Genomic DNA, 24,201 nt, shown 5'->3' on the forward strand with positions numbered 1-24,201 from the left:
TTATCTTTAACAAATTAGAGGTAATCAATACGTTATTCAAAAAAGTCACTTCGCAATTATTGTAAGAGCTGTCTGATTCACTCCATACTGAAGTCTAGATTAGTAGGATGATTTGATAAATGTTCCTGCGTAAGCATATTTGTTGAGGGTACCTTGTTGTCAACTTCTTCAAAACGGAAGCCATCTGCCCAGACTTTACCCGAACCAATTAGTAACACACCAAAATAAATGGAATTACCTTCTTCAGGTACGTCTAAGACAATCGAATAATGATTCCATTCAGTAGAACCTGTCACAGGGCGTTGATCCATATTATCAAATTGAATCGTATCACCTGTACCATTGTCAATACGCATCCATGCACCACACTTTGTAGCATCTGCCGTCTTTAAGTAGCATGACATTTTCAAGCGTTTCCCTTTATAGTCAGCTGCCAGAAAACCCTGCATCATTGTAGCAAATTGACCATGATTTGCTGAGGCAGTTGTGGAATACAATACTCCTGAACGCTTCCCTGAATGAAATACCTTGTCATCTGTATGAAATTTATACAATTCTGGATTAGCACCACTCAACACCCAACCTTTAACCTGTTCAACTGTTTCCATGTAATGTTCCTCCTCCATCATATTTAATGATTGCATTACTTTTCGATACTTCCCTGGTGGTAAAGCATAAACTTCTTTAAAGGCTCTTGTAAAAGCCTCTTGTGATTGAAACTGAAGTGTAACAGCAATCGTTAATATCGATACATTAGAGTACATCAAATAACTCGCTGCCATAGCTAGCCGACGTATACGAATATATTCACCAATCGTAAATCCCGTTTCTTGCTTAAAAATTCGGCTTAGATGGTACTTCGAATAGCCAGCAGTATTAGGAAGACATTCAAAGGAAATTTCTTCCATCAATTGCTCCTCGATATAGGCAATAGTTCTTTGCGTCGCTTGACTATACTCCATGTTACTCACCTCATCTTTATCATAATGGAGAAGGAAACAGATTTTTTGATGGAGGTTGCTAAATTTAGCTTAATCAATTATTTTTGTTGGTGTTGCTTCTTGCACAACGATGAGACCATCATAAGCTTCCTCAGGTGTCATTTTAATGGTGTACAGCATTTGTGTCAGCTTATACCACGGACGAAAATCATCGCCGATATTGCCCATTCTTTGCTTTTTGGCAAGAATATTCGCCAGCTCCTTCGATTGTTTGGCAGCTTCAAAATTCACATAAAAGATGTTATTATCAATGTCACTAAAGGCATCCACTAAAGCATTGTGATGCTCAATCGAATATTCCTTTCGTGCACCAGACCCATTTTGTGCCTGGAATGTATTTTTCACAAAGTCTGTGCCAATCGCAAAATATTGATCTTTATATATCTCACTTAAATAATGCCCCATCGATTGATAGCCTGCCATCGTAGCAGAAGTTTTCTCAATATGACCATTATGAGCAGACATTAATACCTTATCATGACCTTGCGTTGCTTCATATTCAACAATCCATTGTAAATTTTCAGCTAAATATTCGTCCCGCAAATTCATATAATTACCATCATTTAAAAATAATTGCGTACGCTGCTTCATAATTTGCGCATATTGAACAGCAAATGCAAATTCATCCTTTGAAGATTGTTTCTCATACATCGCCTTGTTTGCTTGTAAATCGTTGATTATTGTATCAATCGTTTTATCAAGCTCAAGTAGCTGACTATCCGATAAATCTCTCATCGTTTTGTTGGAAACATGCTCTAGCTTAGTCGTGAATTTTCGTGCATTGTCAGCATGTACCTTGGCGTAAAAATCAAGTAACCCCTTTTTGCTATAATCATAGCGCTGCATATCATTGCCATAAAAATAAATTTTCTCTTGATCATCAACTGTCTGGTTATAGTCATGCATCCACTGCACAAACTCTACCATTTGTTCGGTTTTGTAGATACCATAGTCTAACGCTTTTATAGCTTCCTCCGCCGTTCCGACACCGTTTTCGATAAATTGGTTTATCTGCTGGGCTCCACCAAAATCTCCTTCTAAAACGAAAACATGGACATTTTCATTTTTTATCATCGCTTCAAATACATCTTTTTTTAATGTTTGAAATTCGATATTGCCATGTGTTGCTTCCCCAAAACCAATAATTTTTACATCATCAGGAATGTTGATATCTTTAATTTCATTCGTATATCGTGTGCCATCTTTTACAATCTCTCTCTGTCCACATCCTACTAAAGCTACTAATAGCATCGATACTGTTAAAAAACGTAAGCTACGTTTCATCATTCTCATGTCAATTCTCCTTTTAGGTTAAATGGATTTTCGCTGGAAATAGTAATATCCTCCGAGGAAAAATACGATGAATCCGCCACCTACTACGGTTAACAATTGCTCCCACGGTACAAAGAATACATCGTCTGTATTGCCACCTATATACATCATCGAAAAGGGTTGTGCCCAAGGATAATACGGACCAATTCTTTCAGAATTCACTGCTAAAATTGATGGTAAAGTAAATATGACATTAACAGCAAATGGAGCAGCAAAGCTTTTAAACATAATGGACATCCACAATTGCAAGGCTACTAATGGCAATGTCGCTACCCAGCCTCCCACTATGCTTTTCCAAACAATCTCCATAGGAAAAGAATCTGTATAGCCTTTTACCATCCCAACAGCAAAGACCGAACCTAAATACAATATCTGCATTGCTAAAACAAGCAGCATAATCAATATGTATTTAGCTACAAATACCTTCCCTCTTGTTACAGGTAATGCTAAAAGCTGCTTCCATCCACCAGACTGATGTTCATACCTACAAATAAGACTGGTAAAAACACCAGAAATAAGTGGTAAAAATAATAGAGCATATGTTAAATTCATCGAAAATAACGATACATACCACTCATTGATCTCAATCCCCTGCATGTTGTCCTCTAAATTAGCGGATAGGCCTATAAAAAGTCCAATCATGGGTCCTGCTAAAATAATCGGTACCATTTTTGATTTACGTAACTTAAACCACTCAGCTTGAAGTAAAGCAATCATTATTTCACGTCCCTTCTTGCAAAATCAACCATGCCGATAATATAGAGTAAGATACCAATTCCTACGCCTAATAAGACATTGATCATCGGCTCATTCCATTGGTTCATCAATGATGGCCATCTCCATATCATCCAATCTGGAAGAACATAGGAAGAATAGGCAAAAATCACCCCAAAAATGCCTACAGTTATCGGAATCCCTTGATTATGACTTACACTCGCTATCCACAATTGAAGTGCCAAGATAGGTAATGCTGCAAACGCAGGGAAATAGCTATATTTTGCAAGCTCCATGTAAGGTACCGTGTCACCTAATTCTAAAAACAGCCCGTAGCTCAGCGTAAAAAACATTAATAACGTTGAAGCGAAAAATAGTAAGATAGCTAACAGCGTAAATTTAGACAAATATACGGTTATTTTGGAAACAGGTAATGCAATGAGTTGTTTCCAAGCATTGGTCTCATTTTCAATGCTTGCTATGAATGACGTAAGAATGGCAATACCCAAGACTATGGCAAGCGGTGTAAATGAATGCACATTTAATAAGAAATAGCCCCAATCATCCTCACTTTGCTGTAAGAGGTACTCCTTTCTTACGCCATAATTGACCATTTGCAGAGCAACCACTCCTAAAGGGCCGATAAGCGTTAGAAGCCATAATCCTTTACGTTTGATTTTTAAGAAATCAGCAGTTAAAAGCCCCATCATATCCCCTGCTCTCCCATCGTCATTTGCAAGAATATATCCTCCAATGAGCGTTTCTCTTCCTCGACTCGGAATACGGATATACCCTCCTGAACAAGAACTTGGACAATATGAGCAACCTTTTCATCCGAGCACTCTTCTAAGAAAATCACACCACCCTGATAATCTGCCTTAATACCATTTGCTAATAAGAAACGCCATCCTTTTTCACCATTGCTTACTTTAAAGATAACCTTTGGTTGGGCAAATCGACGCATAGCTTCAATAGAATCTTGGAAAATTAATTTCCCTTTCAAAACAATCCCCACTTGTGTTGCCATTTGATCAATCTCTGATAATAAATGGCTGGAGATTATAATGGTCATGCCATATTCCTCTGGTAATCTTTTAATTAAATTACGAATCTCTATAATGCCTGAAGGATCGAGGCCATTCGTTGGTTCATCTAAAATAAGTAATTCAGGACTATGTAGTAAAGAAGCAGCAATACCAAGACGTTGCTTCATTCCTAAAGAGAAACCTTTGACCTTTTTATGGGCAGCTTCCTTCAAACGGACAATTTCCAAAACTTCATCGATTCGAGTTTTCGGTACACCTAGTATTTTTCTTAGTGCCTCTAGATTCTCATAAGCCGTTAAATGTGGATAATAAGAAGGGTTTTCCACCAACGAACCAATCTTAGCTAAAATTTGGATACGTTCCTTCGTAATATTCTTTTCAAAGACTTTAATTGTTCCAGAAGATGGCTTCATTAAACCTAGAAGCATTCGAATTGTAGTCGTTTTACCTGCCCCATTCGGACCTAAAAATCCATATATTTCACCTTTGCGAATTTGCAAGTTCAAATTTGATACAGCTTGCTCTTTCCCAAAGCTTTTTGATAAGTTTTGTGTTTGTACGATATACTCCAATGTCCTCACCTCTTTAACTATCTTAAAAAGGGAAGTTTAAAAAAAGTATGGGCTAAGTTTAAATTTTGTTTAAAAATTCATTTCTATCATAAAAAAAATCTGCGAGGCATTTATTTCTTAAGCTTCGCAGATTTTTTTATGATAATTTTTGTACCAGAGTGATCGGAATGAATATCCCATTCAAGATGCATGCCCTTTATCATGACATCAACAATTGATAAGCCAATACCAGCGCCCTTTGCATTCGACTCATTTTTCATCCCTTGCCCATGATCCTCCACAATAAATGCTGTATAATACTCCGTCGATTGCGTTCTCACACTTATATACTTACCACTATTCGCGTGGCGCAGTACATTTTGGAAAATATTATCAAATACTCTCCCTAACCATAATGGATCAACACGCCATTCAACAGGTTCAAATGGCTGTAGCTCAATATCGATTATGAAACCTTCTCGCTCGAAAACTGGATACCATGTCGTTAGATGTTCCCTTACAAATCGGATAACATTGATGTCGTTCGGTTCAAATTTATATTTACTTGCCATAAGCAATGTGTAGGACATCAAATTTTCAATTAAAGCATCAATATTCACTATGGATGCGTCCATAGCCTTTAATGCCTGCTTCCCTTCCTCAGATAACACTTCTTTGCTAATTGTATAGGATTGAGCTCTTACCTTCGTTAAAGGCGTCCGTAAATCATGTGATAGATTAGCAATCAGTTCACGTCTTAGCTGTTCTTCCTTCTGTTGACGTTGTTTACTGTCTCGCAGTTCACAAACCATTCTGTTAAAACTATGCTCCAATTGCCCAATCTCATCTCGTTTTTTCACCTGAATTTCAATAGGTAGACCATCTACATCACGTATTTCCATAGCCTCTTGCAGATGTAATAGTCTTTTTCGAATTCCCTTGAAAAATAAAAGCGACACTACAATAAAAAATAAAATAACTGCAATAACACCAAAAAATAAAAAGTTACCATAGTTATCATAGACCTTTATAAGTGGAGGATTAAATGCTACCCTTGGAATCTCTAATACAATAAAGCCATTTGATATGTCATCACCTAAGAAGGCTATAACAGTAAATGGATCATCTCCATAACGTTCTTTTATAAATTGAGTTGTATAGGCTGGTGTCCATTTTGCTGGTAACTGATCCTTCACATTCAATGTAGTCAGTAAGTTCCCCTCTTCACTTACCCAAAACATAGAAGCCGTTGGAAATTGCTCCTGCCACTTTTGAAATAACTGCGTAATCGCATCATCTGTTGCATTGGTCATATTTTTAGCCTGTGCATGCCATTGCTCTTCAATATCACTTTCTACAAGTACTCCACTTGAAAATTCTCCTGTCCCTGTCTTTGTAATGCCTAATACGAAAATAGCAACACCCAGATAGGAGATTTGTACAATAGATATGGCTAATACAATAATCAGCATATATTTTGCTAATAATGATCGAAAAAATATCATTGTTTCACCCTATAGCCAATGCCTCGGATTGTTTCAATAATCATAGGCTTTGCAGGATTGATTTCTATTTTTTCTCTTAAGTAACGAATATGCACCATGAGTGTTTTATCACCCTCTATATAGCTCTCACCCCAAACACCCTCATAGAGTTGTTCCTTCGTTAAAATTTGATTTAAATGACGAATAAAATACTGTAATAAATAAAATTGTTTTCCTGTCAAAAGAATTTCTTCTTCATCAATCGTATTGATTATTTGCATATCTTTCGTATCAATTTTAAGGTGCTGCAATGTCAGTACATCATCACTTTTTTGATATCTTCTTAATAATACTTCCAGTCTTGCTACGAGCTCATCAGGGTGAAATGGCTTTGTTAAGTAATCATCAGCAAAATGCAGCCCTTCAATTTTATCTTCAACAGCTGTTCGTGCTGATAACATTAGAATTGGCAGGTCTTTATTTTCCCGTTTAATTCTTTTACCTATGGAGAAACCGTCCAATCCAGGTAGCATCACATCTAATATAGCAATATCTTTTGAGTTAATATGTTGTTCAAGCCCCTCCCCTGATTCTAGCCATGTCACATCATAGCCTCGTTCAGTTAATTCTTTGCTTACCCATTGTCCGATTTCTTTTTCATCTTCTATGTATAATATACGAATCAATGTTCATCCTCCTTGATACATTTAACTTGTAATAAAAAATTTATAATTTCCATACATGGTTATTATAGGGGAACTGTTATTTATTTTCTTAGGAAATTCAAAAACGTTGACTAATTAAAAAAAGCAACTACTAAAAGTTGCTCTTTTATAGTATACGCTGCTACTTTATCACATGCTTCAAATTCATTTAAAAAGGTGTTGGAAATCTGTATTACAAGGCAAGCCTCAAAGCATGGGAAGAATCATATACCCCTAAAATGGAAATATCTTTCCATCAATGTTGCTCGCTTCACATTTAGGTGCTGGAAAAAAAGAAACTTCACTTCTTGTTTTTTTGATAAATATGCTAACATGGCCCTAACTATATTGGAGTATTAGAGAAATATAATTTACTTAGGTTTTCCTTATAATAGAGGGGGTGTTTATGTTTGGATATTAGACAGCTAATCTATTTTATAGCAATTGTGGAGGAAAAAAGATTTCTGCTGCGGCTGAAAGGTTACATATTTCTCAACACCATTAAGTCAGCATTTCAAAACGATGGAGGAAGAACTCGGTTCAAAGTTGGTAGAAAGGAGCGGCAAGTATTTTGAAGTAACTGAAGCGGGAAATACGTTATATAAATATGCATTGCAGGTTGCACAATTAATGGAAGAGGCAGAAGCAGAGGTCAAGGATATTGGATCAGGCCTTCATGGTTTATTGACATTGGGCATTAATACATTTTCAGTTGTTGAGCTACCTCAATTACTACAACAATTTCAACAATATTATCCAAAGGTGACTTATAAAATTCAACAAAACGAATCTTCTTTAGTAAGGGACCGTGTTTAGAACTTGCCATCATTCGCTTACCTTTAGAATTAGATGATTTCTCTGTTCTTCATATGTACACTGAACCATTTTACTTTATACAATCCAAAAAATCCGACTTCTTAGAACACGATGTATCTTTAGCTGACATGCAAAATTGGCCAATCCTTTTACCAAGACCAAGCACTGAAGGCTTAGGCGTACATTATTCGATATTAGAAGCATTTTCTCGCTGCCAGTTGCAGTCCCACATTGTTGGAGAATGCTCAGATACGGCACTGTTAATGAACTTAATCGCTTCTGGCTTTAGCTCCTCTATCATACCTGAAACTATTTTAAAGCATTATGGAGATTTACCACTTCATGCATATAAAATTCCATCAGCAGAATTATCCACCTCAGTAGGACTCGTATGGCTGAAGAATCATTATTTATCTAAAGCCGCTCAAAACTTTGTGAATTTAATGAGGGAGCATTATTGTTAATGATTAATAAAAAAGAGAACAAATTAGAAACCTTCGTTTGCTCTCTTTTTGAACAGTTATTGAATAATCAGCATATCATTCTCATCAAACTGCCACATGTCGCCATAGGCAACTTCCCAATAGTAGCCATTTGGATCTTGAAAATAGCCACTATAGCCACCCCAAAATACAGTTACGGGCTCCTTAACAATTTTAGCACCCGCCTTTTTTGCTAATGCAAAGACTCGATCTACTTCTTCTTTTGATTTACCATTATAGGCAAGCGTGATTCCACCAAAGCCTTGGCTAATTTCTGGTGGATTGGATGCATTGATATCTTTGACTAAACGTTCAATTGGAAATAACGATATTTTTGTTCCTCCATTATTAAAGAACATGACATCGGGATTCGTCTCCTCTCCGTATACCACCACTTCAAAACCCAGTCCCTCTCGGTAAAAATTGAGAGATTCCACCATATCTTTCACACCTAATGTAATTAAATTTAAACGATTCATCTTCAAAATCCCCTTTTTAAAGTATTACTACTTTAATTCTCTACCGAACGTATATTTCCTTTTATTACCGCAAGAAAAATATTTGTTTAATTGTCTCCAAAGCCTTTTGTAGACTACTCGATATTTTTACTAGTAGTTAAGACCAATCAGGTGTGACATTTTTATTTAATCGTTCATCATCAATAAATATTTTTATTCCTCTAATCATTGCCAGCTCACAAAAGTTACCTCTACGTTTCTATGACACAAAAAAGTACGTACTTTTTTTGAGAGTTTATTAGCAGCATAATGAGTAAGCAATCCAATAATCACAAAACATGGAGGACTAAAAATGATTACTCATTTACAAGATACAATCACTTTAAATAATGGCCTACAAATGCCTGGTATGGGTTTAGGGGTTTTTCAAGTAGAAAATGACGCTACTGCAGAAATGGTTAAAAATGCTATCGAGGTTGGCTATCGAAGCATCGATACTGCTGCTATTTATGGCAATGAAGCAGGTGTAGGAGAAGGTATTAAACAAGGTCTAGCATCTACTGGCTTACGTCGTGAAGATTTATTTATCACATCTAAAGTATGGAACGATGGTTTAAGCTATGATGAAACAATTGCAGCCTATGAAGAGAGCCTAAAAAAATTAGGATTAGATTATTTAGACCTTTATCTAATTCATTGGCCTGGTAAAGATAAATATGCTGAATCGTGGAAAGCACTTGAAGACTTATATGAACAAGGCAAGATCAAAGCAATCGGTGTATGTAACTTTACTGTGGCACACTTGGATAACTTATTATCATTTGCTCATATTAAACCTGTTGTGAACCAAGTGGAATTCCACCCACGCTTACAACAAGTGGAGCTTCGTTCATTCTGTGACAAGCACCAAATTCAACTTGAAGCATGGGCACCTTTAATGCAAGGTGGACTTCTTGAAGATGAAACAATTTCAAAAATCGCAACAAAATACGGAAAATCAAATGCTCAGGTTATTTTACGCTGGGATGTACAAAATGGAGTGATTACAATTCCAAAATCAGTACGTAGAGAGCGTATGATGCAAAACGCTGATATCTTTGACTTTACTTTAACAGACGAAGAAATGGCATTAATCAATGAGATGAATCGTGAACAACGTGTTGGACCAAATCCAGATGAATTTGACTTTGCTCTATAAGCATTAAAAAGAGGAAAGAGACTGTCTTGTATATGACAGTCTCTTTCTCCCCTCATTATGATGTTTGCTGCATGGCAATATCATCATCACGTTGTTTTAACAGTACATCTTCACCTTTATCCTGTAATAATTCAACATGTTTTTCACCCCACGTACAAAGCATGTTCAGAATTGGTTCCATTCCTTGTCCATAGGCTGTTAATGAATATTCAACTTTTGGTGGTACTTGATTGAAGACCTTTCGATTGATTAACCCAGCCTGCTCCAGTTCCCTTAATTGGTTTGTGAGCATTTTTTGCGAAATACCTGGGATCAATCGTCGAAATTCGTTTGTTCGAATTTTACCATGGTGGTTTAAATGACAAAGAATAACTGGTTTCCATTTACCACCAATAACTTCTAGTGTAGCTTCAACACCAATATTATAAATTTTTTGCATCGTAAACCTCCTGTAATATCCAAAAGTAACTAAAAGTACTCTACATATCTTTTTGGTATGTATGAATATTACTACACATCATAAAAAAAATCAAAGGAGATAGTAGTAAAATGTCAAAATCAAAAAAGCCAAATGCTAAACTTACCTTACTAGCACTTGCTATCAGTGCATTTGGTATAGGGTCCACTGAATTTATCAGTGTGGGACTTTTACCATTAATTACAGATGACTTTGGTATTTCTCTTAGCACAGCTGGCTTAACCGTTTCTATATATGCACTAGGGGTAACTGTTGGGGCTCCCTTACTAACAGCTTTAACATCCCGCCTTAGTCGAAAAACCGTATTATTGCTTGTCATGTCCATTTTTATAGTGGGTAACCTAGCAGTCGCTTTAGCTCCTAATTTCGCATTACTATTAATCGGACGTATTATTTCAGCATTAGCACATGGTGTGTTTATGTCCATCGCTTCTGTTATAGCAGCAGATGTAGTGGAACCAAATAAACGAGCAAGTGCTATCGCCTTTATGTTTACTGGCTTAACATTAGCTACTGTAACAGGTGTCCCACTCGGTACATTTATTGGACAAGTAACAGATTGGCGTATGTCATTCATTTTTATTGTTGTCATTGGAATTGTCGGTTTAATTAGTAATGCATTGTTAGTACCTAGCCAATTATCGAAAGGCAATCCCATCTCTATTCGTGATATCGGCAAAGTTTTAGGCAATATTCGTATGATCTTAATACTATTCATTACCGCAATTGGATACGGCGGTGCTTTTGTTGTCTACACATATGTTTCACCTATTTTAGAACAATATATGGGGTATTCCCCACATACAGTCGTCATTATTCTAGTTGTCTATGGTATTTGTGTAGCTATCGGTAATACTCTTGGTGGTCATTTTGCTAATCATAATCCACTACGTTCCATCTTTATTATTTTTGTTGGACTTGCATTGTCATTGCTTGGCATTGGCTTTACCCTAGAATCACCTATTATGGGATTAATAATGGTGCTAACAATGGGATTGTTCATGTTTATGAATGTCCCAGGATTGCAGCTATATGCTGTTCTACTATCTGAAAAATATGTACCATCAGCCATTTCAATGGCCTCGGCATTGAATATTTCTGCTTTCAACATTGGCATATTTTTAGGCTCATATATCGGAGGCTTTATTATTCGCCACCAATCGTTGGCGCATACGCCTATATACGGATTCCTGATGGTTATGCTAGCAGCAATTGTTACACTTTTATGGTTACTTTTCGATAACAAAAAACAATAACTCTCTAAATTTCATTTTGTATAAAAAATTAGTAGAGAATGTGTATTGTTTGTTAATATGTTGTATCCTATAATTTATTTGAGTCAAACGAGAATGATTATCATTCTAATTTAAGGGTATACCCTTACTGTTTTAGTAAATCTATAGGAGTGAATAAAATGCGTAGAGGTCGATATTTTTCATTTGTAGTTTTCATTGCACTAATGTTCGTATTAAGTGCCTGTGGCTCAAATGAAGTAAAAGAGGATACAGCTACAGAAGAACAATCATCTAAAGATACAAGAATTGTAGAAGACGAGTTTGGAAAAGTAGAAATTCCTACAAATCCACAGCGTGTAGCTGCTATCTATTTGGAAGACTATTTAACAGCTTTGGATGTAAAACCCGTTGTGCAATGGTATCACCCATCTTGGGGAAAACAGGACTATTTAGGATTAGATGTTCCTGAGTTCGACATTACCGGTAGCATGGAAACATTATTACAAGCCAAGCCTGATTTAATCATTGTAGATGGTGCCGCGGACCAGGCAAAGTATGAGGAATACTCAAAGGTAGCGCCTACTTACCGCTTGAAAGAAGATATTCTACAAGATCCACGTGAAATTACAAAAACAATAGCTGATGTTTTAAATATTCCCGATAAGGCAAAAGAAATGGTTGATCGATATGAGCAACGTGTTGCCGATTTAAAAGCAAAACTAGATGAATCAATTGGAGACGAAACAGTTGCCGTTGTACGACTAAATGTAGCAGATAATACATTAGCATTATTTGGCATTAAAAATCGCTACTCTGGCTATATTTACACAGAGACAGACTTAACACCACATCCATTAGCCCGTGATATGACAGAGTTCCACGAGGTTTTATCAGAAGAGGCTATCACGGAATTAGATGCGGATCATATTATCCTTTTCCCTTCAAACGGTACATGGGAGTCTAAAGAAAACCAAGAAGCCATTAAATGGTTAGATAGTACACTATGGAAAACACTCCCTGCTGTAAAAAATGGGCATGTCTATATTGCTGATCGCACATATTGGCAATCTGGCGCAATTACAGCCAACTTGCTAAAGTATGATGATTTAGAGAAATGGTTCGTCAAATAATTTTCCAAAGAAAGCTCTTAATGAGGGCTTTCTTTGGCTTAGTGTTAAAAAACAAAATAATCAATAGCACTTTTGTGAAGGAGAAAATGGATAGGTGTTGTCACTCATCACTTCTTCACATTGAAATAAGTGCCTATCCTCTCTTTAATAGACTTTTTTGTTCCCTACTGCTAGTACGAAAGAAGAAAAGACACGTTAGCAGCATGGTTGATTGGAGTGGAGCCAGCGTCACTCCTAGGGGATTTAGCGTCACAGGTGAGACCCTGGAGCGAACGCAAGTGAGTGAAGCGGCTCATCAGACGCCACCTGAAAAGGACGCTGGCGGAGGGGAAATCAACCCCTTGCCTTGCTAAAGGGGCTTTTTCTACTAGTCACATGATCTTTTTTCAACAACATGAAAGGAAGCTCTTAATGAGGGCTTTCTTTGTGTTGTTCTGCCAATTCAAAAAAAGGGGTGAATTATCAATGGGTAACTTAACACATGTTTATACGTTACAAAATATCTCTTATTCAATTCAATCATCAAAAAAGTTATTGATTAGTAGTGACTTCTATACACTTTTCATCGTAATGAATGGTAGCGGAAAGCTAGAAATAGATCATGACATCATTCATTTTAGTGAAGAAAAGTACATATTGATTCCGCCAAATAACACGGTTAGTATCCATATTCAAAGTGAGCACCTTTGTTTTTATCAATTACAATTCAACATTGTCAATCTCAGCAATAGTCAGAATTCATATAGTCATTTTACAAGTATCAGCGAACGACATCTTCTCCCCTTTTCACAATGTCATAGACTGCTAGAAGTCATCTATCAGAACAGGTTAGCGGAGGATGAACACACGATTTTTGAACAGCATGTACACTTTCAAGAGCTGATGTTATTACTCCTACATCCAACCATACCCAAGCAGATGCAAAAAAATGATCGACAATCTGTTGAGCAGTCCATTAACCATTTACATAAACATTTTGAAAAAGAGTGGACGGTTGAGCAGCTAGCACAGCTAGCTGACGTACCAAGATGGAATTATACGCGCATTTTTAAAGATATTACGGGACAAATTCCTCTTCACTATTTAACTAAACTTCGTATTGAAAAAGCTAAGCATTTATTAATGACAACAAATGATCGAGTATTTGAAATTAGCCAGTCTGTCGGATTTAATAATGAGTATTATTTCAATCGTCGCTTTAAGGAACATGTCGGCATCTCTCCAGGACAATATCGAAGAAATCAAAGCAGCCATCTACGTGTATTTGCACCATTCTTAGAAGATTTCTTTGTTGCGCTTGGGATTACGCCAATTGCTCAATTCAGTCATTCAAAATGGGGAAAACAAGACTATTTAGGTCTACAGAAAGTGCCAGATATTGATGTACAAAATAGAGAAATGGATCGACTCCTTTACTATAAGCCAACTTTAATTATGTTAGATTCTGGTGTAGAGCGTTGGGAATCCTTTCAGCACTTAGATGAAGTAGGACCCGTCTGTCATCTTTCACACCCTGGAGAGAATTGGCAATCTACGTTATTTAAGATTGCAGATCTAACAGGAAAAACCTCCTTGATACAAGACGTAATCCTACAATATGAAGATAAAGTACAACAAGCAAAAGGAATTCTTAGCAAATCAGTTTATGGGCAAAGTGTGGCATTTCTCCGTATTTCAGCCATTAGCATTACTCTATACGCGGGTCCTGAATGTGGCTATACGGGCCCCATTTTATATCGTGACTTAGGTTTAATGCCACATTCACTAGTATGGGGTATTCCGCACAATCAACGTAAAGCACAACTGACATTTGATCAATTGTTGCAATTAGATGCGGATCATTTATTTATTACATTTGATAAGCAACATTCCATTTATGAAAATGAGGAACGTGCTATTTTAAAAACTCCTACTTGGAAAAATCTAGCTGCCGTTAAAAGCAGCTGTGTCTATGAAGTAGACTTTTTAACATGGATGAATTATGGCATTTTATCACATAGTAAAAAAATTGATGATGTCTTGAATGTACTTGGCTAAAAAAAAGCTTACTTTAGCTTCCTTTTTAAATGGTGAGGAGGACAAACATTGCACCGCAAAATAACACCGAATGTAGTTTGGCTACATAAGATAGGATATCAGTTATAGGATAGGAGGAATGACCTTGTATTACAATCCTTATCCGTATTTTGTGCATCCCTATCATTATCCAACATCGCCTATCGCTAATCATTTTGCCATTAGACCCTTTTCGCAACATTTAGCAATGCCGACCAATAATCCTTTTCCACCTGTCGATACACACAAATTAAAAGCTTCAGCAACACGGATAAAGGCGATGATGCAGCAAGCCCAATTACTTACGGATAAAATAGATAGCTCCCAACAATTCGCACATGATTTAATGAATGCTGCTCAACTTTCAAATAAAACAGAGGTTGAAAAATTAATCACATCAACAGGCATTACGATGAAATTTGAAACGAACTATACACCAGACAGTTTTAGAATACGTCTGATTGATAATGATTGTTGTGGAGTCACCTTGAATTTGAATTGGTGAAAATTCCTAGTGAACTTGTAAACTATAAAAAACTATGCTAAAGTGTTTGTATTGTTATTTCTGAAAATTCTTATATTACTTTTCTTATCAAGAGAGACGGAGGGATTGGCCCGAGGAAGTCTCAGCAACCAGCTAACAGTATGGTGCTAATTCCAATTGGCAAAATGATCAGCCTTGAAGATGAGAAGAAGAACTACCGTTGTTTCAAGCAGGAGTCCTCTTCTATTAGGGGACTCCTTTTTATTTACCACTATTTTTTACAGAAAGCAGGGAAATCGATGTCTAATGAACTTTTGCAAGCATTGCAATTACTAAAATCGAAACAGTGGGTTGATTTAACACATACATTCGGCCCTAATTCTCCACATTTTTTTATGTTTGAGGACGCTAAATTTGAAACGTTATTTTCTCATAAGGATGGTTTCTTCGCTCAACAATTCACGTTCCCTGGTCAATATGGCACACATATCGACCCACCCATTCATTTTGTGCGAGATACTCGCTACTTAGAAGAATTAGAACTAAAAGAGCTTGTTCTCCCCCTTGTTGTTATTGATAAATCACAGGAGGCTGCGAGCAACCATGATTTTTCATTAAGTGTTCAAGATATTCTTGATTTTGAGGACAAGCATGGAGAAATTGAAGCAGGAACATTTGTAGCATTACGTACAGATTGGAGTAAGCGCTGGCCAGATAAAGAGGCTTTCAGTAATAAGGATGCAGATGGACATAACCATATCCCTGGCTGGGGTTTAGAAGCTTTACAGTTTTTACTACAAGAACGCAAGGTAAGCGCAATTGGTCATGAAACATTCGATACGGACTCTGCTGCTGATTTTCGTAAAAATGGCAAGCTAGATGGCGAATATTTTGTGCTTGACCAAGACACCTATCAAATTGAGCTAATGGCTAATTTGGACAAGCTACCTGCGAAAGGCGCTATCATCTTCAATATCGTACCTAAGCCAGAAAAAGCATCTGGCTTCCCTGTGCGATCTTTTGCTATTTTGCCATAACATAAAAGTCGGTATAGCGTATACCGACTTTTATTTTTGTCCATTTCTTTTTTTAAATAAAAAATAAACAATGAGCATCCCTATAATAAATAAAAGAATAAGATAGATACTGTAATGGGTTAAATAGTATCCAACAAATCGCCATTTCTCTCCAAGCATCTTTCCTAATGATATAAATGTGAACGTCCAAATAAATGCCCCTGTATAGGCAAAAAGAGCAAACTTTCTATAAGGATAATTATTAATAGCCGCAATATAAGCTGTCAAATGGCGTACCCCTGGAATAAAATAGCCAATTAATAATAGGGTAGGTCCTATTTTTGTAAACATCTTTTTCGTAAAGTCAATTTTTTGCTCGGTAATATGAATTTTAGGGCCATATTTCTGCAATAACGGTAAGCCAAAACGATAACCAATATAGTAGCTTAAGGTAATGCCTCCAATCGCACCAATCATTGCACTGACTAAAGCAGGAATGTGTTCAAGACTTTCTCGGTAAACACTATAGCCTACATAAGTCAGAAACACCTCATCAGGAAGTGGCACCCCAACAATACCTCCAATTAGAATCACGATAATCCCAAAATATCCGTAATGTTCAATTAGAGACTGCACGTGATGTGCCATAAATCATCCCACCTAAAATTTATTAAAATCTACCTGCTATATATAGTGTAGCCTCAGCGCTCTAAATGACTTGAAGCTGACGTAAAGCAAAATTGATACCGCCATCCGTAGATTTCTTTGTAACAAAATTGGCAGCACTTTTTAGAGCTTTACTGCCATTTCCCATGGCAATTCCTACTCCTACATACTCCAACATATCAATATCATTATCCCCATCCCCAAAGGCAATCGCATTCTCAGGGTCAATGTTAAAATGATCAAGCACCGCTTTAATAGCTATAGACTTCGAAACATCCTGCTGTAAGACATTCACAATATAAGGATGCCAACGCTGCAAAAATATATTCGAAAATTGGCTAGTATATCTTTTTTCAGCCAGCTCATCCGCATATAAACACATGAGAAAAACCTCTTCATCTACAATTTTTTCATTTATAAGTGGAAAATCCCGTAAAGATAAAGTTTCTTGCATCGCTCTTAAAGCTACTGGACTTTGTATGCTATTCATAGATAACTCCTCTGTAAAAAATGTTAGGCTATGCTGCTGTTCCTGTGCAAAAGCCTGTATATTGTAGACAATTTCTTTGGCAATCGGAGTTTTATGTATGACAAGTTCCTTATGTTTCACATAGGCCCCATTTGCTGTAATAAAGGTTTCAATCCCCAGCGCTTTTAATTCATAGCACATAGATAAGGGTCTTCCAGTAGCCGCTACAAGATGAATTCCCTTTTCTTGCAATAGCTGAATAGCTTGTTTTGTACTTTCTTCCACACAGCCATCCTCGTAATTAATCAATGTGCCGTCTACATCAAAAATCACGATATTACACTTCATTTTGAGCACCTCCATCATAGTCTTTTAGAACCAATTGATTTAAATTTACAATTCTTCTCTCTTGAAATATGTGAAAGTATTTTGACAAACTTTAAGCAAACTATATAACTTCCATTTACACCTCCGATAAAAACTATTACAAGCGTATTTATAATAATATTTAAATAAAAATTCTTTGAATATATTTATTTTAATAATTCTAAAGGAGTATACCAAAGAACACAAAATTGTTAAAATAAAAGATAATATCTTAAATACATTGAACGATAAAATCTTACGTATAAATAGAACAAAAGAAATAAAATTTTAGAGTACGCAAAGGAGTTGATTCTTATGGCATTTAACATTTACTACTATGAAAGTAGTGTGGATTGTAAATTTTGCAAAAAGCAGTTTACAACATATAAAGTTCGCCCTAATCGATATAAAATTATCGAAGAACAAACGGATTTCATGCCTGTTTACGATGGCCTAAACCCTTTGCTATATGAAGTTGCCGTATGTCCACATTGTGGCTATGCCTACCATAAATCTATGACACGGACATACGGACCTTTCATGCTACTCATTGATGAACTATACATTAAAGAGCTCCAGAAACCTATGGATATCTGTCAGGAACGTACAATTGATGATGCCATTATCAGTTTTAAGCTCGCCTATTTAGTATCCCGTGCGTCAATGGAAGAATCTCTTTTAATGGCGAATTTCGCTTTAAAAATCGCTTGGCTCTATCGTTTAAAAAAAGACGAAGAATCCGAAAAGCGCTATCTTTTTGCAGCGAGAGACTTTTATAGTAAATCCTTTGCCTCTAATCAAGAAGGTGGAGAGAGAATTCAGTTTTTACATGCTGAATTAAGCCTTCGACTTGATGATATTCCTGAAGCTAAAAAAGGATTTTCACGCTTAATCGCTGATCGAAATGTTTCGCCGAAATATCGCAAGCTTGCACGCAATCGTTGGGAAAATTATAAATATGACGAACAACCTATAACAATTAATGAAATCATTCATTAATGGGACGAGGAGATGATTAATTATGTTGCTATTTCAAAGGAAAATTGATGTGAGAGAAGAGGATATATTTTCAGAGCTGCATCATTTTTTATTAAGAAAAAATAATCGCTACCTAACAAACGATGAAGTTGTCGCTTTAACAGGCGTGTCATCTGAGTTGCTTTACAAATGGGTAAAAGCAGGAAAATTAAAGAACTCCATTTTTCCTAATTTAGGGGCTCCATGCGAACGATGTGGACAGATTACCCAGGCTAAAATTTGCGTAAGCTGCTCTTCCTCCATTGTTGGGACATTAAAACAAGAAGAAAAGGATCGTGCATGGTTTAACCAAATTCAACGTAACCATGTAAGAGCAAGTACTTATCACTATAAATAGCATTCCAACATCTCCATCAATTGGAGGTGTTTTTCTTTTTTTACATACTAAATTTAAACTAATTTTAAACAAATTCTTCCTAAACTTTAAACTTCCCTTCCTATAATTAGTATCAATATAAAGTGAAGGGCTGATAACTAATGAGGAAAGCTAGGAAGCATAAGGTTTTATTAAGTTTTGCACTGGCCAGTTTAATGACAATAAGTGGAGTAGTGAATGTCTCTGCTGCTGTCCCTGTAAATGAGCAGATTACGGAAAACGATTCTGCTGTCAAACAAGCTAGGACTTCTAATGAAACATTACTTGATTGGAAAAAATGGGCGAATGACCATGCATACAGCCTGGCATCCATCCAGCCTGAAACGTTTAATGGACAAAAAATTCCCGCTAACAAATTTGAGGATTTAGAGATGCTAAAACCTTTATTACATGATAAACGTATTGTCTTTTTAGGGGAAAGCTCTCATGGAGTGGCACAATTCAATCTAGCGAAAACACGTTTAATACAATTTTTACATCAAGATATGGGCTATAATGTCCTTGCCTTTGAAAGTGGTATGGGTAATGTGATGAATGCTCAAGGACAAATTGATAAACAAGCAGCTCTACAAACAATGAAAGATGCCATTTTCGGCGTTTGGTGGACAAAAGAAACTTTGCCTCTGTTTGACTATGCAAAATCAACTCAAGCAACAGAGCAACCTCTTGTACTTACTGGCTTTGATATTCAACAGCAAGGAGCATTTACGAACGGAGATTGGCTGCAAAACCCCAAGTTGGCTCAGCAATTCAATGAAGCTGAGAAGCAGCTTGCTGAATGGAGCTCGGGGAAAGATTTGAAGGGCTATCAAAAAGTAAAAACTACTATAATTGATGTGTATAAACAGGTAAAATCACAAATACAAATCAAAGAAAAAGAGCTACAGGTAGCTTATCCAAAAGAGCCTCATATTGTAAAACTAATGGATCGCACTCTAGCAGATCGTATTCGACTAGCAGACGAATATATAGAGTTAACAATTCAGTCCAATATCGACATTGAACAAAATAATATAGAATCATTTTTGCAAACTATGGAATGGCGAGATCAAGCAATGATGGAGAACTTACTTTGGCTAGCTGAAGAGGTGTATCCAACAGAAAAGTTTATTGTATGGGCTCATAACGATCATATTCGTAAAGCACAATCGAATGTAATGGGATCTCCTTACCCAGTTAAATTAATGGGGGAACGTTTACCTGATATCTATAAGAAATATAGCTATGTATTAGGTCTATACATGGCTAGTGGAGAGACAGCAAATAATATGGGAGAACCTATGCCTGTTTTACCTCCTGTCAAAGGATCTATTGAAGATATTCTGTCTTCAACAAATAACCCTTACACATTCATCGATTTACGCAATCGTCAAAATGAACGAGGCAACTCATGGATGTTTGAACCACGCTTATCCTATAGTTGGGGAATGATCCAGGAAAGTCTTGTTCCGCGCGACCAATACGATGGTATACTTTTAATAGATCAGGTGGATAAACCAACCTATATCAAATAATCTCTCTTATTAAACAATAGCAAACTAGGAAATCTAGTTTGCTATTGTTTTAAGTATTCATCGATATAGTATCCCATTCTTCGCCTTGATATCCAATCATCCAAAATAAGCCTCTACGTCTTTCCATCACAACACTTTCATTTAATGCTAAAGGAGCTTCTTGTCCATTGATGCGGCTATCTACACAAGCCCAATGTAATCTGTAAATTTTATCCGCCTCATCCACTATATCTTCCTTACTGCGCAATACCGTTTGACCATAAAATTGCTCAAATGTCTCACAACGAGAAACTACTTGAATTGCATATTCACAATCACATACATCGTCAGGGAAATTTAGCTCTTCCACAAGTCCCAATGCCCAAATAAGTGTCCAATAGGCTTCATATTGCCATGATATATTGACTGCTTCTTGAGCACCAGGATGCTGAGCCTCAAGAAAGAATTTTTCATGCTCCGTTAAAAATTCATGCACCTCATATGTACGTAGCATATTGGTAAAGAACTCTCTAGACTCCTCAATATCACCCTTCTGTGCTACATCACAAGCAAATTGAATAACAATCAACAGGGCAACCGCTCTTCTTGCAATATCCTCTTGGCTTTTAAATTGGAGATTTTCTACTGGTGGTAGCTGAGGAAGCGATGACGCATAAGGTATCTCCTTCTCTGTTAAAAAAGCTATCGTTCTATTTTTTCGTGCCTCTCCCTGTGCTGATGTGACCTCTTGTGCATGTATCTTTCTTGTGCAAGCATGTGGTTGAAAATCAGATGGACCTGATTCTCCATTAGGATAAACAATAACCATACCGTTCTGATCCAACAAAGTACCATCTGATAGGAAACCAATCCCCCCTATGCTTGCTAGTAATTTTATAAATTGCTGCATATGGTCTTCTGTCATCTCTTTGTCCATTTCGATTGCAACGACCGTATTGAGCACTGATATTTGAATCATTATGCGTTCTTTTAGCTGTTCATCTTTAAATGGAATTTTATCGTAAAAGCCCATCATCCCAGGTATATTTTTTGCAAAATAATCAGGGTTCGTATCTTCAGTTAAAATGTTTATAGAGCATTTATATTTATTAAATAAACCTCTTGATTTTAATAAATATTCGTTTTCATCTTTTTCAATAATGAAGCTTTTTGCCAATACATCGGATAGTTTATCCTGAATATCATCTGTATCATTTTTGGAAGCGAATATCGTAAACTGGTTCAATCTACTCTCTCCTTAGTCGCATATAGCATTTTAATAACCAATTTTCCAAACAACTAAGCGCTTGGCTAAACAGCTGTTTATTTTTCTGTAGCACCTCATGTTCAACCCAATACGCCAGCAAAGGACGCCATTTTTCTTCGTCTATCATAGTTGTAGGTGTGATTCCCCGCTGCATCATTTGACAAATAGCTCGGATGGATGTTAGCCTCTCTACTTCGTTGCCATTTAACCACTCATATAACGTCTCTGCACTTGGCTGTGACTCAGCCAAAAGTGTATCCCACCCATCAATAGGAAACGTGACATAGGGTCTCATCCAGTCTATAATATTTGGATGGTGAAATTGGCGTAGACGATATAGAGCAGTATAGGCATCAATTCTATCTTTTTCGATATCCATTAAGATGAAAGATTGTCCCTCATTAACTGGCAAACAATGTACTGTTACATAATCACGCAGCCAGTCTGGTATGTCACTCTGTACTTGCCAAAGTTCTCTTGCCCAATTTCCCGCCTCACTCGGACATATCTTGACTAAAACTTCACTCCACGCCTTTTGTTCTGATGGAGATTGAGCTCGCTCTAATTTATGTTGAAGTGCCTGATACACCTGTACTCCATCAAAATGCAAAAATGCCTCCTGCACGCTTGTTTTTTTGACACCATGCATGGAAACATAATGAAGTAAAGATGCTAAGCTGGATTGAGCCTGCTGTAAATTAGAGCTTAAATATTGTTCTAGCCAAGTTAGCCATAATTGTGAGCGATCCAATTCAATATCCAATCCATTTTCACTACAAAATTGACGATGCTGTCCGCAGTCTACTCCAATACAGCCTAAAGCCGTCATATTATCAACGTACGAATGAAAGCTGGCAGCAAGCAAATCAAGCTCATCTTCTTCATGGCTCCAATACCAAACGGTTTCGTCGTCAAGCTTAAGAAGAAGAGCATCTCCATTACCAGCCGTAAAAAATTGTAAATATTGCTGTTCATACGATTCATCATTTTCTCCAAAGTAAGGAAAGTCTAGAGCTTTTAGGCTCCAGCCAAACTCACCAGAAGGCGTATCTAGCAATTCAGTGGGAAGTATCGCCTCATCTGGTAATGACCAATAAATACTTACTTGCTTTGAGCAATTTTGCAACAGTTGACGAAACCCATTAGGGATTTGTACACCAAGTCTTTCCTCAACCTGCTGTAACTCTTGCTCGGTAGCGACTGGCCGTATTTCAATCGGATGTACACAAGCTCCCTGCTGCTTCAATTGCTCTACTAAATGATTCCAACGCTCAATCCACATTGTCTCTAACCTCCATATAAGGCTCATGTGATGTCATACTTCTTATTTATCGTCAGGAAATCATTTACTGATTAGGCTAACTTTAAAAAGAATGACAAAATGCTATTATTTTACTGCCATCTAAACCTTCGTATATGATAAATGTCTCAGCTATATTCATTCTTTTCTATTACGTCTTAATGAATTATTTTACTTTCTTTACTTCCATCATAATTTTGGTTACATAGTCTTCTTCTCGATTTTTCATTACGGCATCATAAATGTATTCCTCGTATACATACTGACCTAGCTCATAACCCTTTTCATGCATGACATTAAATAGCCGTGTGTATGTCTCACCAAGTTTTGAGGAGGGGCCTACATGATAACCAATCACAAATTCACCCTCTATCGCCTTAAAATAAGGATGCCCTTCTCTTGGATGAGGCTGCTCAATATACAAATAACTATAGTTATCGTAATTCCCAGCTAACACTTGCTCTCTTCTTGTTATCCCTCCAATGGGATACCCTGTATCTAACTGAGAGCGATCCAATTCCTCAATAAAGTCAGATACAGCCTTCACAAACTGCTCTTCTGTAGAATTCTCAATATTTTTACTCAAATATAATGTGTCTTCAGGAAAATACTCAATCGTGATGTCCTTAAAATTTAGATGCAGTGCTTCCTCTGTCATTTTGATTTTGACATCAATAATATTCTCAATCATTTCTAGTTCTCTACGTTTCTTCGCAACATGCTCTTTTTGTTGGTGCATCAATTCTAAAAAATTTTCAGGTGATTTCTCTTCCATATAATGCTGAATATCCTTTAAGGACATCCCTACTGCCTTTAATAATTCAATAACACCGAAAAAATCATATTGAGCAAGTGAATAATACCTATAATCCTTACTATCCTTCATGATGGGAGATAATAAACCAATTTGATCATAATAAATAAGTGTCTGTTTATTCACCTTACATAATTTAGCAAATTCACCAGTTGTAAAATACTTTACATTTTTATTAAGCATTTTTTGAGTTTCCTCCCTTGACTATATAGTTACTATATACTTTAG

At 36.6% G+C, this 24,201-nt stretch carries 23 protein-coding genes, 1 pseudogene and 1 riboswitch; of the genes and pseudogenes, 10 read left to right on the forward strand and 14 right to left on the reverse strand.

Annotated features, from left to right (window positions below; genetic code table 11):
• Positions 1-77: 77 nt before the first annotated feature.
• From L6W14_RS21410 to L6W14_RS21440, 7 genes are all read right to left on the reverse strand, one after another.
• Entirely contained in the window at positions 78-962 is an 885-nt protein-coding gene (locus L6W14_RS21410; RefSeq protein WP_131520971.1) for a helix-turn-helix transcriptional regulator, read from the reverse strand.
• Between the two features lie 69 nt (positions 963-1,031).
• Positions 1,032-2,288, reverse strand: a complete 1,257-nt coding sequence (locus L6W14_RS21415; RefSeq protein WP_131521046.1) for an erythromycin esterase family protein — start codon at positions 2,286-2,288, stop codon at positions 1,032-1,034.
• A 24-nt stretch (positions 2,289-2,312) separates the two neighbouring features.
• Positions 2,313-3,050 carry an ABC transporter permease gene (locus tag L6W14_RS21420; protein ID WP_131520972.1) on the reverse strand — a complete coding sequence of 246 codons (738 nt, stop codon included), beginning with the start codon at positions 3,048-3,050 and terminating at the stop codon, positions 2,313-2,315.
• Positions 3,050-3,757 carry an ABC transporter permease gene (locus L6W14_RS21425; RefSeq protein WP_237898846.1) on the reverse strand — a complete coding sequence of 236 codons (708 nt, stop codon included), beginning with the start codon at positions 3,755-3,757 and terminating at the stop codon, positions 3,050-3,052. The genes L6W14_RS21420 and L6W14_RS21425 overlap by 1 nt, the downstream gene beginning before the upstream one ends.
• Positions 3,754-4,665, reverse strand: a complete 912-nt coding sequence (locus tag L6W14_RS21430) for an ABC transporter ATP-binding protein (RefSeq protein ID WP_131520974.1) — start codon at positions 4,663-4,665, stop codon at positions 3,754-3,756. Before L6W14_RS21430 ends, L6W14_RS21425 begins: the two co-directional genes overlap by 4 nt.
• 110 nt (positions 4,666-4,775) lie before the next feature.
• Complete coding sequence (locus L6W14_RS21435) at positions 4,776-6,149, reverse strand: HAMP domain-containing sensor histidine kinase (protein WP_237898847.1); 1,374 nt, start codon at positions 6,147-6,149, stop codon at positions 4,776-4,778.
• Positions 6,146-6,814 (reverse strand): response regulator transcription factor, encoded by a 669-nt coding sequence (locus L6W14_RS21440; RefSeq protein WP_016992630.1) that lies wholly within the window; start codon positions 6,812-6,814, stop codon positions 6,146-6,148. The genes L6W14_RS21435 and L6W14_RS21440 overlap by 4 nt, the downstream gene beginning before the upstream one ends.
• A 428-nt stretch (positions 6,815-7,242) precedes the next feature.
• Here L6W14_RS21440 and L6W14_RS21445 point away from each other — a divergent pair.
• Positions 7,243-8,112, forward strand: a pseudogene (locus L6W14_RS21445) (LysR family transcriptional regulator).
• 56 nt (positions 8,113-8,168) lie between these two features.
• Here L6W14_RS21445 and L6W14_RS21450 read toward each other — a convergent pair.
• Positions 8,169-8,609, reverse strand: coding sequence for a VOC family protein (locus L6W14_RS21450; protein WP_131520976.1), 441 nt, complete (start codon positions 8,607-8,609; stop codon positions 8,169-8,171).
• 331 nt (positions 8,610-8,940) lie between these two features.
• Here L6W14_RS21450 and L6W14_RS21455 point away from each other — a divergent pair, with 331 nt between their 5' ends.
• A complete protein-coding gene (locus L6W14_RS21455; protein ID WP_131520977.1) occupies positions 8,941-9,786 on the forward strand; it encodes an aldo/keto reductase in 846 nt (281 codons plus the stop codon).
• Between the two features lie 55 nt (positions 9,787-9,841).
• On the opposite strand, the gene L6W14_RS21460 is transcribed toward L6W14_RS21455, so the two are convergent.
• Positions 9,842-10,225: a winged helix-turn-helix transcriptional regulator gene (locus L6W14_RS21460; protein ID WP_131520978.1), complete on the reverse strand. Its 384-nt coding sequence runs from the start codon at positions 10,223-10,225 to the stop codon at positions 9,842-9,844.
• A 110-nt stretch (positions 10,226-10,335) separates the two neighbouring features.
• Here L6W14_RS21460 and L6W14_RS21465 point away from each other — a divergent pair, with 110 nt between their 5' ends.
• The 5 genes from L6W14_RS21465 (at position 10,336) to L6W14_RS21485 (ending at position 16,205) form a co-directional block, all read left to right on the forward strand.
• On the forward strand, positions 10,336-11,520 hold the full coding sequence (locus L6W14_RS21465; RefSeq protein WP_131520979.1) for an MFS transporter: 1,185 nt from the start codon (positions 10,336-10,338) through the stop codon (positions 11,518-11,520).
• Between the two features lie 158 nt (positions 11,521-11,678).
• Positions 11,679-12,629 (forward strand): ABC transporter substrate-binding protein, encoded by a 951-nt coding sequence (locus L6W14_RS21470; RefSeq protein ID WP_131520980.1) that lies wholly within the window; start codon positions 11,679-11,681, stop codon positions 12,627-12,629.
• 465 nt (positions 12,630-13,094) lie between these two features.
• Positions 13,095-14,666 carry a helix-turn-helix domain-containing protein gene (locus L6W14_RS21475; protein WP_237898851.1) on the forward strand — a complete coding sequence of 524 codons (1,572 nt, stop codon included), beginning with the start codon at positions 13,095-13,097 and terminating at the stop codon, positions 14,664-14,666.
• 118 nt (positions 14,667-14,784) lie between these two features.
• Positions 14,785-15,189, forward strand: coding sequence for a YuzC family spore coat inner layer protein (locus L6W14_RS21480; RefSeq protein ID WP_227744935.1), 405 nt, complete (start codon positions 14,785-14,787; stop codon positions 15,187-15,189).
• An 81-nt stretch (positions 15,190-15,270) separates the two neighbouring features.
• Positions 15,271-15,376, forward strand: a riboswitch (SAM riboswitch).
• Positions 15,377-15,467: 91 nt separating this feature from the next.
• On the forward strand, positions 15,468-16,205 hold the full coding sequence (locus L6W14_RS21485; RefSeq protein WP_237898853.1) for a cyclase family protein: 738 nt from the start codon (positions 15,468-15,470) through the stop codon (positions 16,203-16,205).
• 30 nt (positions 16,206-16,235) lie between these two features.
• Here L6W14_RS21485 and L6W14_RS21490 read toward each other — a convergent pair whose 3' ends face one another.
• Both L6W14_RS21490 and L6W14_RS21495 read right to left on the reverse strand, forming a co-directional pair.
• Positions 16,236-16,832 (reverse strand): DedA family protein, encoded by a 597-nt coding sequence (locus L6W14_RS21490; protein ID WP_237898855.1) that lies wholly within the window; start codon positions 16,830-16,832, stop codon positions 16,236-16,238.
• Between the two features lie 61 nt (positions 16,833-16,893).
• Positions 16,894-17,667 (reverse strand): Cof-type HAD-IIB family hydrolase, encoded by a 774-nt coding sequence (locus tag L6W14_RS21495; RefSeq protein WP_131520985.1) that lies wholly within the window; start codon positions 17,665-17,667, stop codon positions 16,894-16,896.
• 333 nt (positions 17,668-18,000) lie between these two features.
• Between L6W14_RS21495 and L6W14_RS21500 the strand changes: the two genes are divergently transcribed.
• From L6W14_RS21500 to L6W14_RS21510, 3 genes are all read left to right on the forward strand, one after another.
• Positions 18,001-18,684 carry a DUF2225 domain-containing protein gene (locus tag L6W14_RS21500; RefSeq protein WP_131520986.1) on the forward strand — a complete coding sequence of 228 codons (684 nt, stop codon included), beginning with the start codon at positions 18,001-18,003 and terminating at the stop codon, positions 18,682-18,684.
• 22 nt (positions 18,685-18,706) lie between these two features.
• Complete coding sequence (locus L6W14_RS21505; protein WP_131520987.1) at positions 18,707-19,060, forward strand: hypothetical protein; 354 nt, start codon at positions 18,707-18,709, stop codon at positions 19,058-19,060.
• Between the two features lie 140 nt (positions 19,061-19,200).
• Positions 19,201-20,613 carry an erythromycin esterase family protein gene (locus L6W14_RS21510; protein WP_237898857.1) on the forward strand — a complete coding sequence of 471 codons (1,413 nt, stop codon included), beginning with the start codon at positions 19,201-19,203 and terminating at the stop codon, positions 20,611-20,613.
• 49 nt (positions 20,614-20,662) lie between these two features.
• On the opposite strand, the gene L6W14_RS21515 is transcribed toward L6W14_RS21510, so the two are convergent.
• The 3 genes from L6W14_RS21515 to L6W14_RS21525 form a co-directional block, all read right to left on the reverse strand.
• Positions 20,663-21,838, reverse strand: coding sequence for a DUF4272 domain-containing protein (locus tag L6W14_RS21515; protein ID WP_237898858.1), 1,176 nt, complete (start codon positions 21,836-21,838; stop codon positions 20,663-20,665).
• Position 21,839: 1 nt separating this feature from the next.
• Positions 21,840-23,141, reverse strand: coding sequence for an SMI1/KNR4 family protein (locus L6W14_RS21520; protein WP_237898860.1), 1,302 nt, complete (start codon positions 23,139-23,141; stop codon positions 21,840-21,842).
• A gap of 184 nt (positions 23,142-23,325) precedes the next feature.
• Complete coding sequence (locus tag L6W14_RS21525) at positions 23,326-24,156, reverse strand: MerR family transcriptional regulator (RefSeq protein WP_131520991.1); 831 nt, start codon at positions 24,154-24,156, stop codon at positions 23,326-23,328.
• Positions 24,157-24,201: the final 45 nt, after the last annotated feature.

The organism is Lysinibacillus sp. ACHW1.5, assembly GCF_022014815.1.
Taxonomy (GTDB): Bacteria; Bacillota; Bacilli; order Bacillales_A; family Planococcaceae; genus Lysinibacillus; species Lysinibacillus capsici.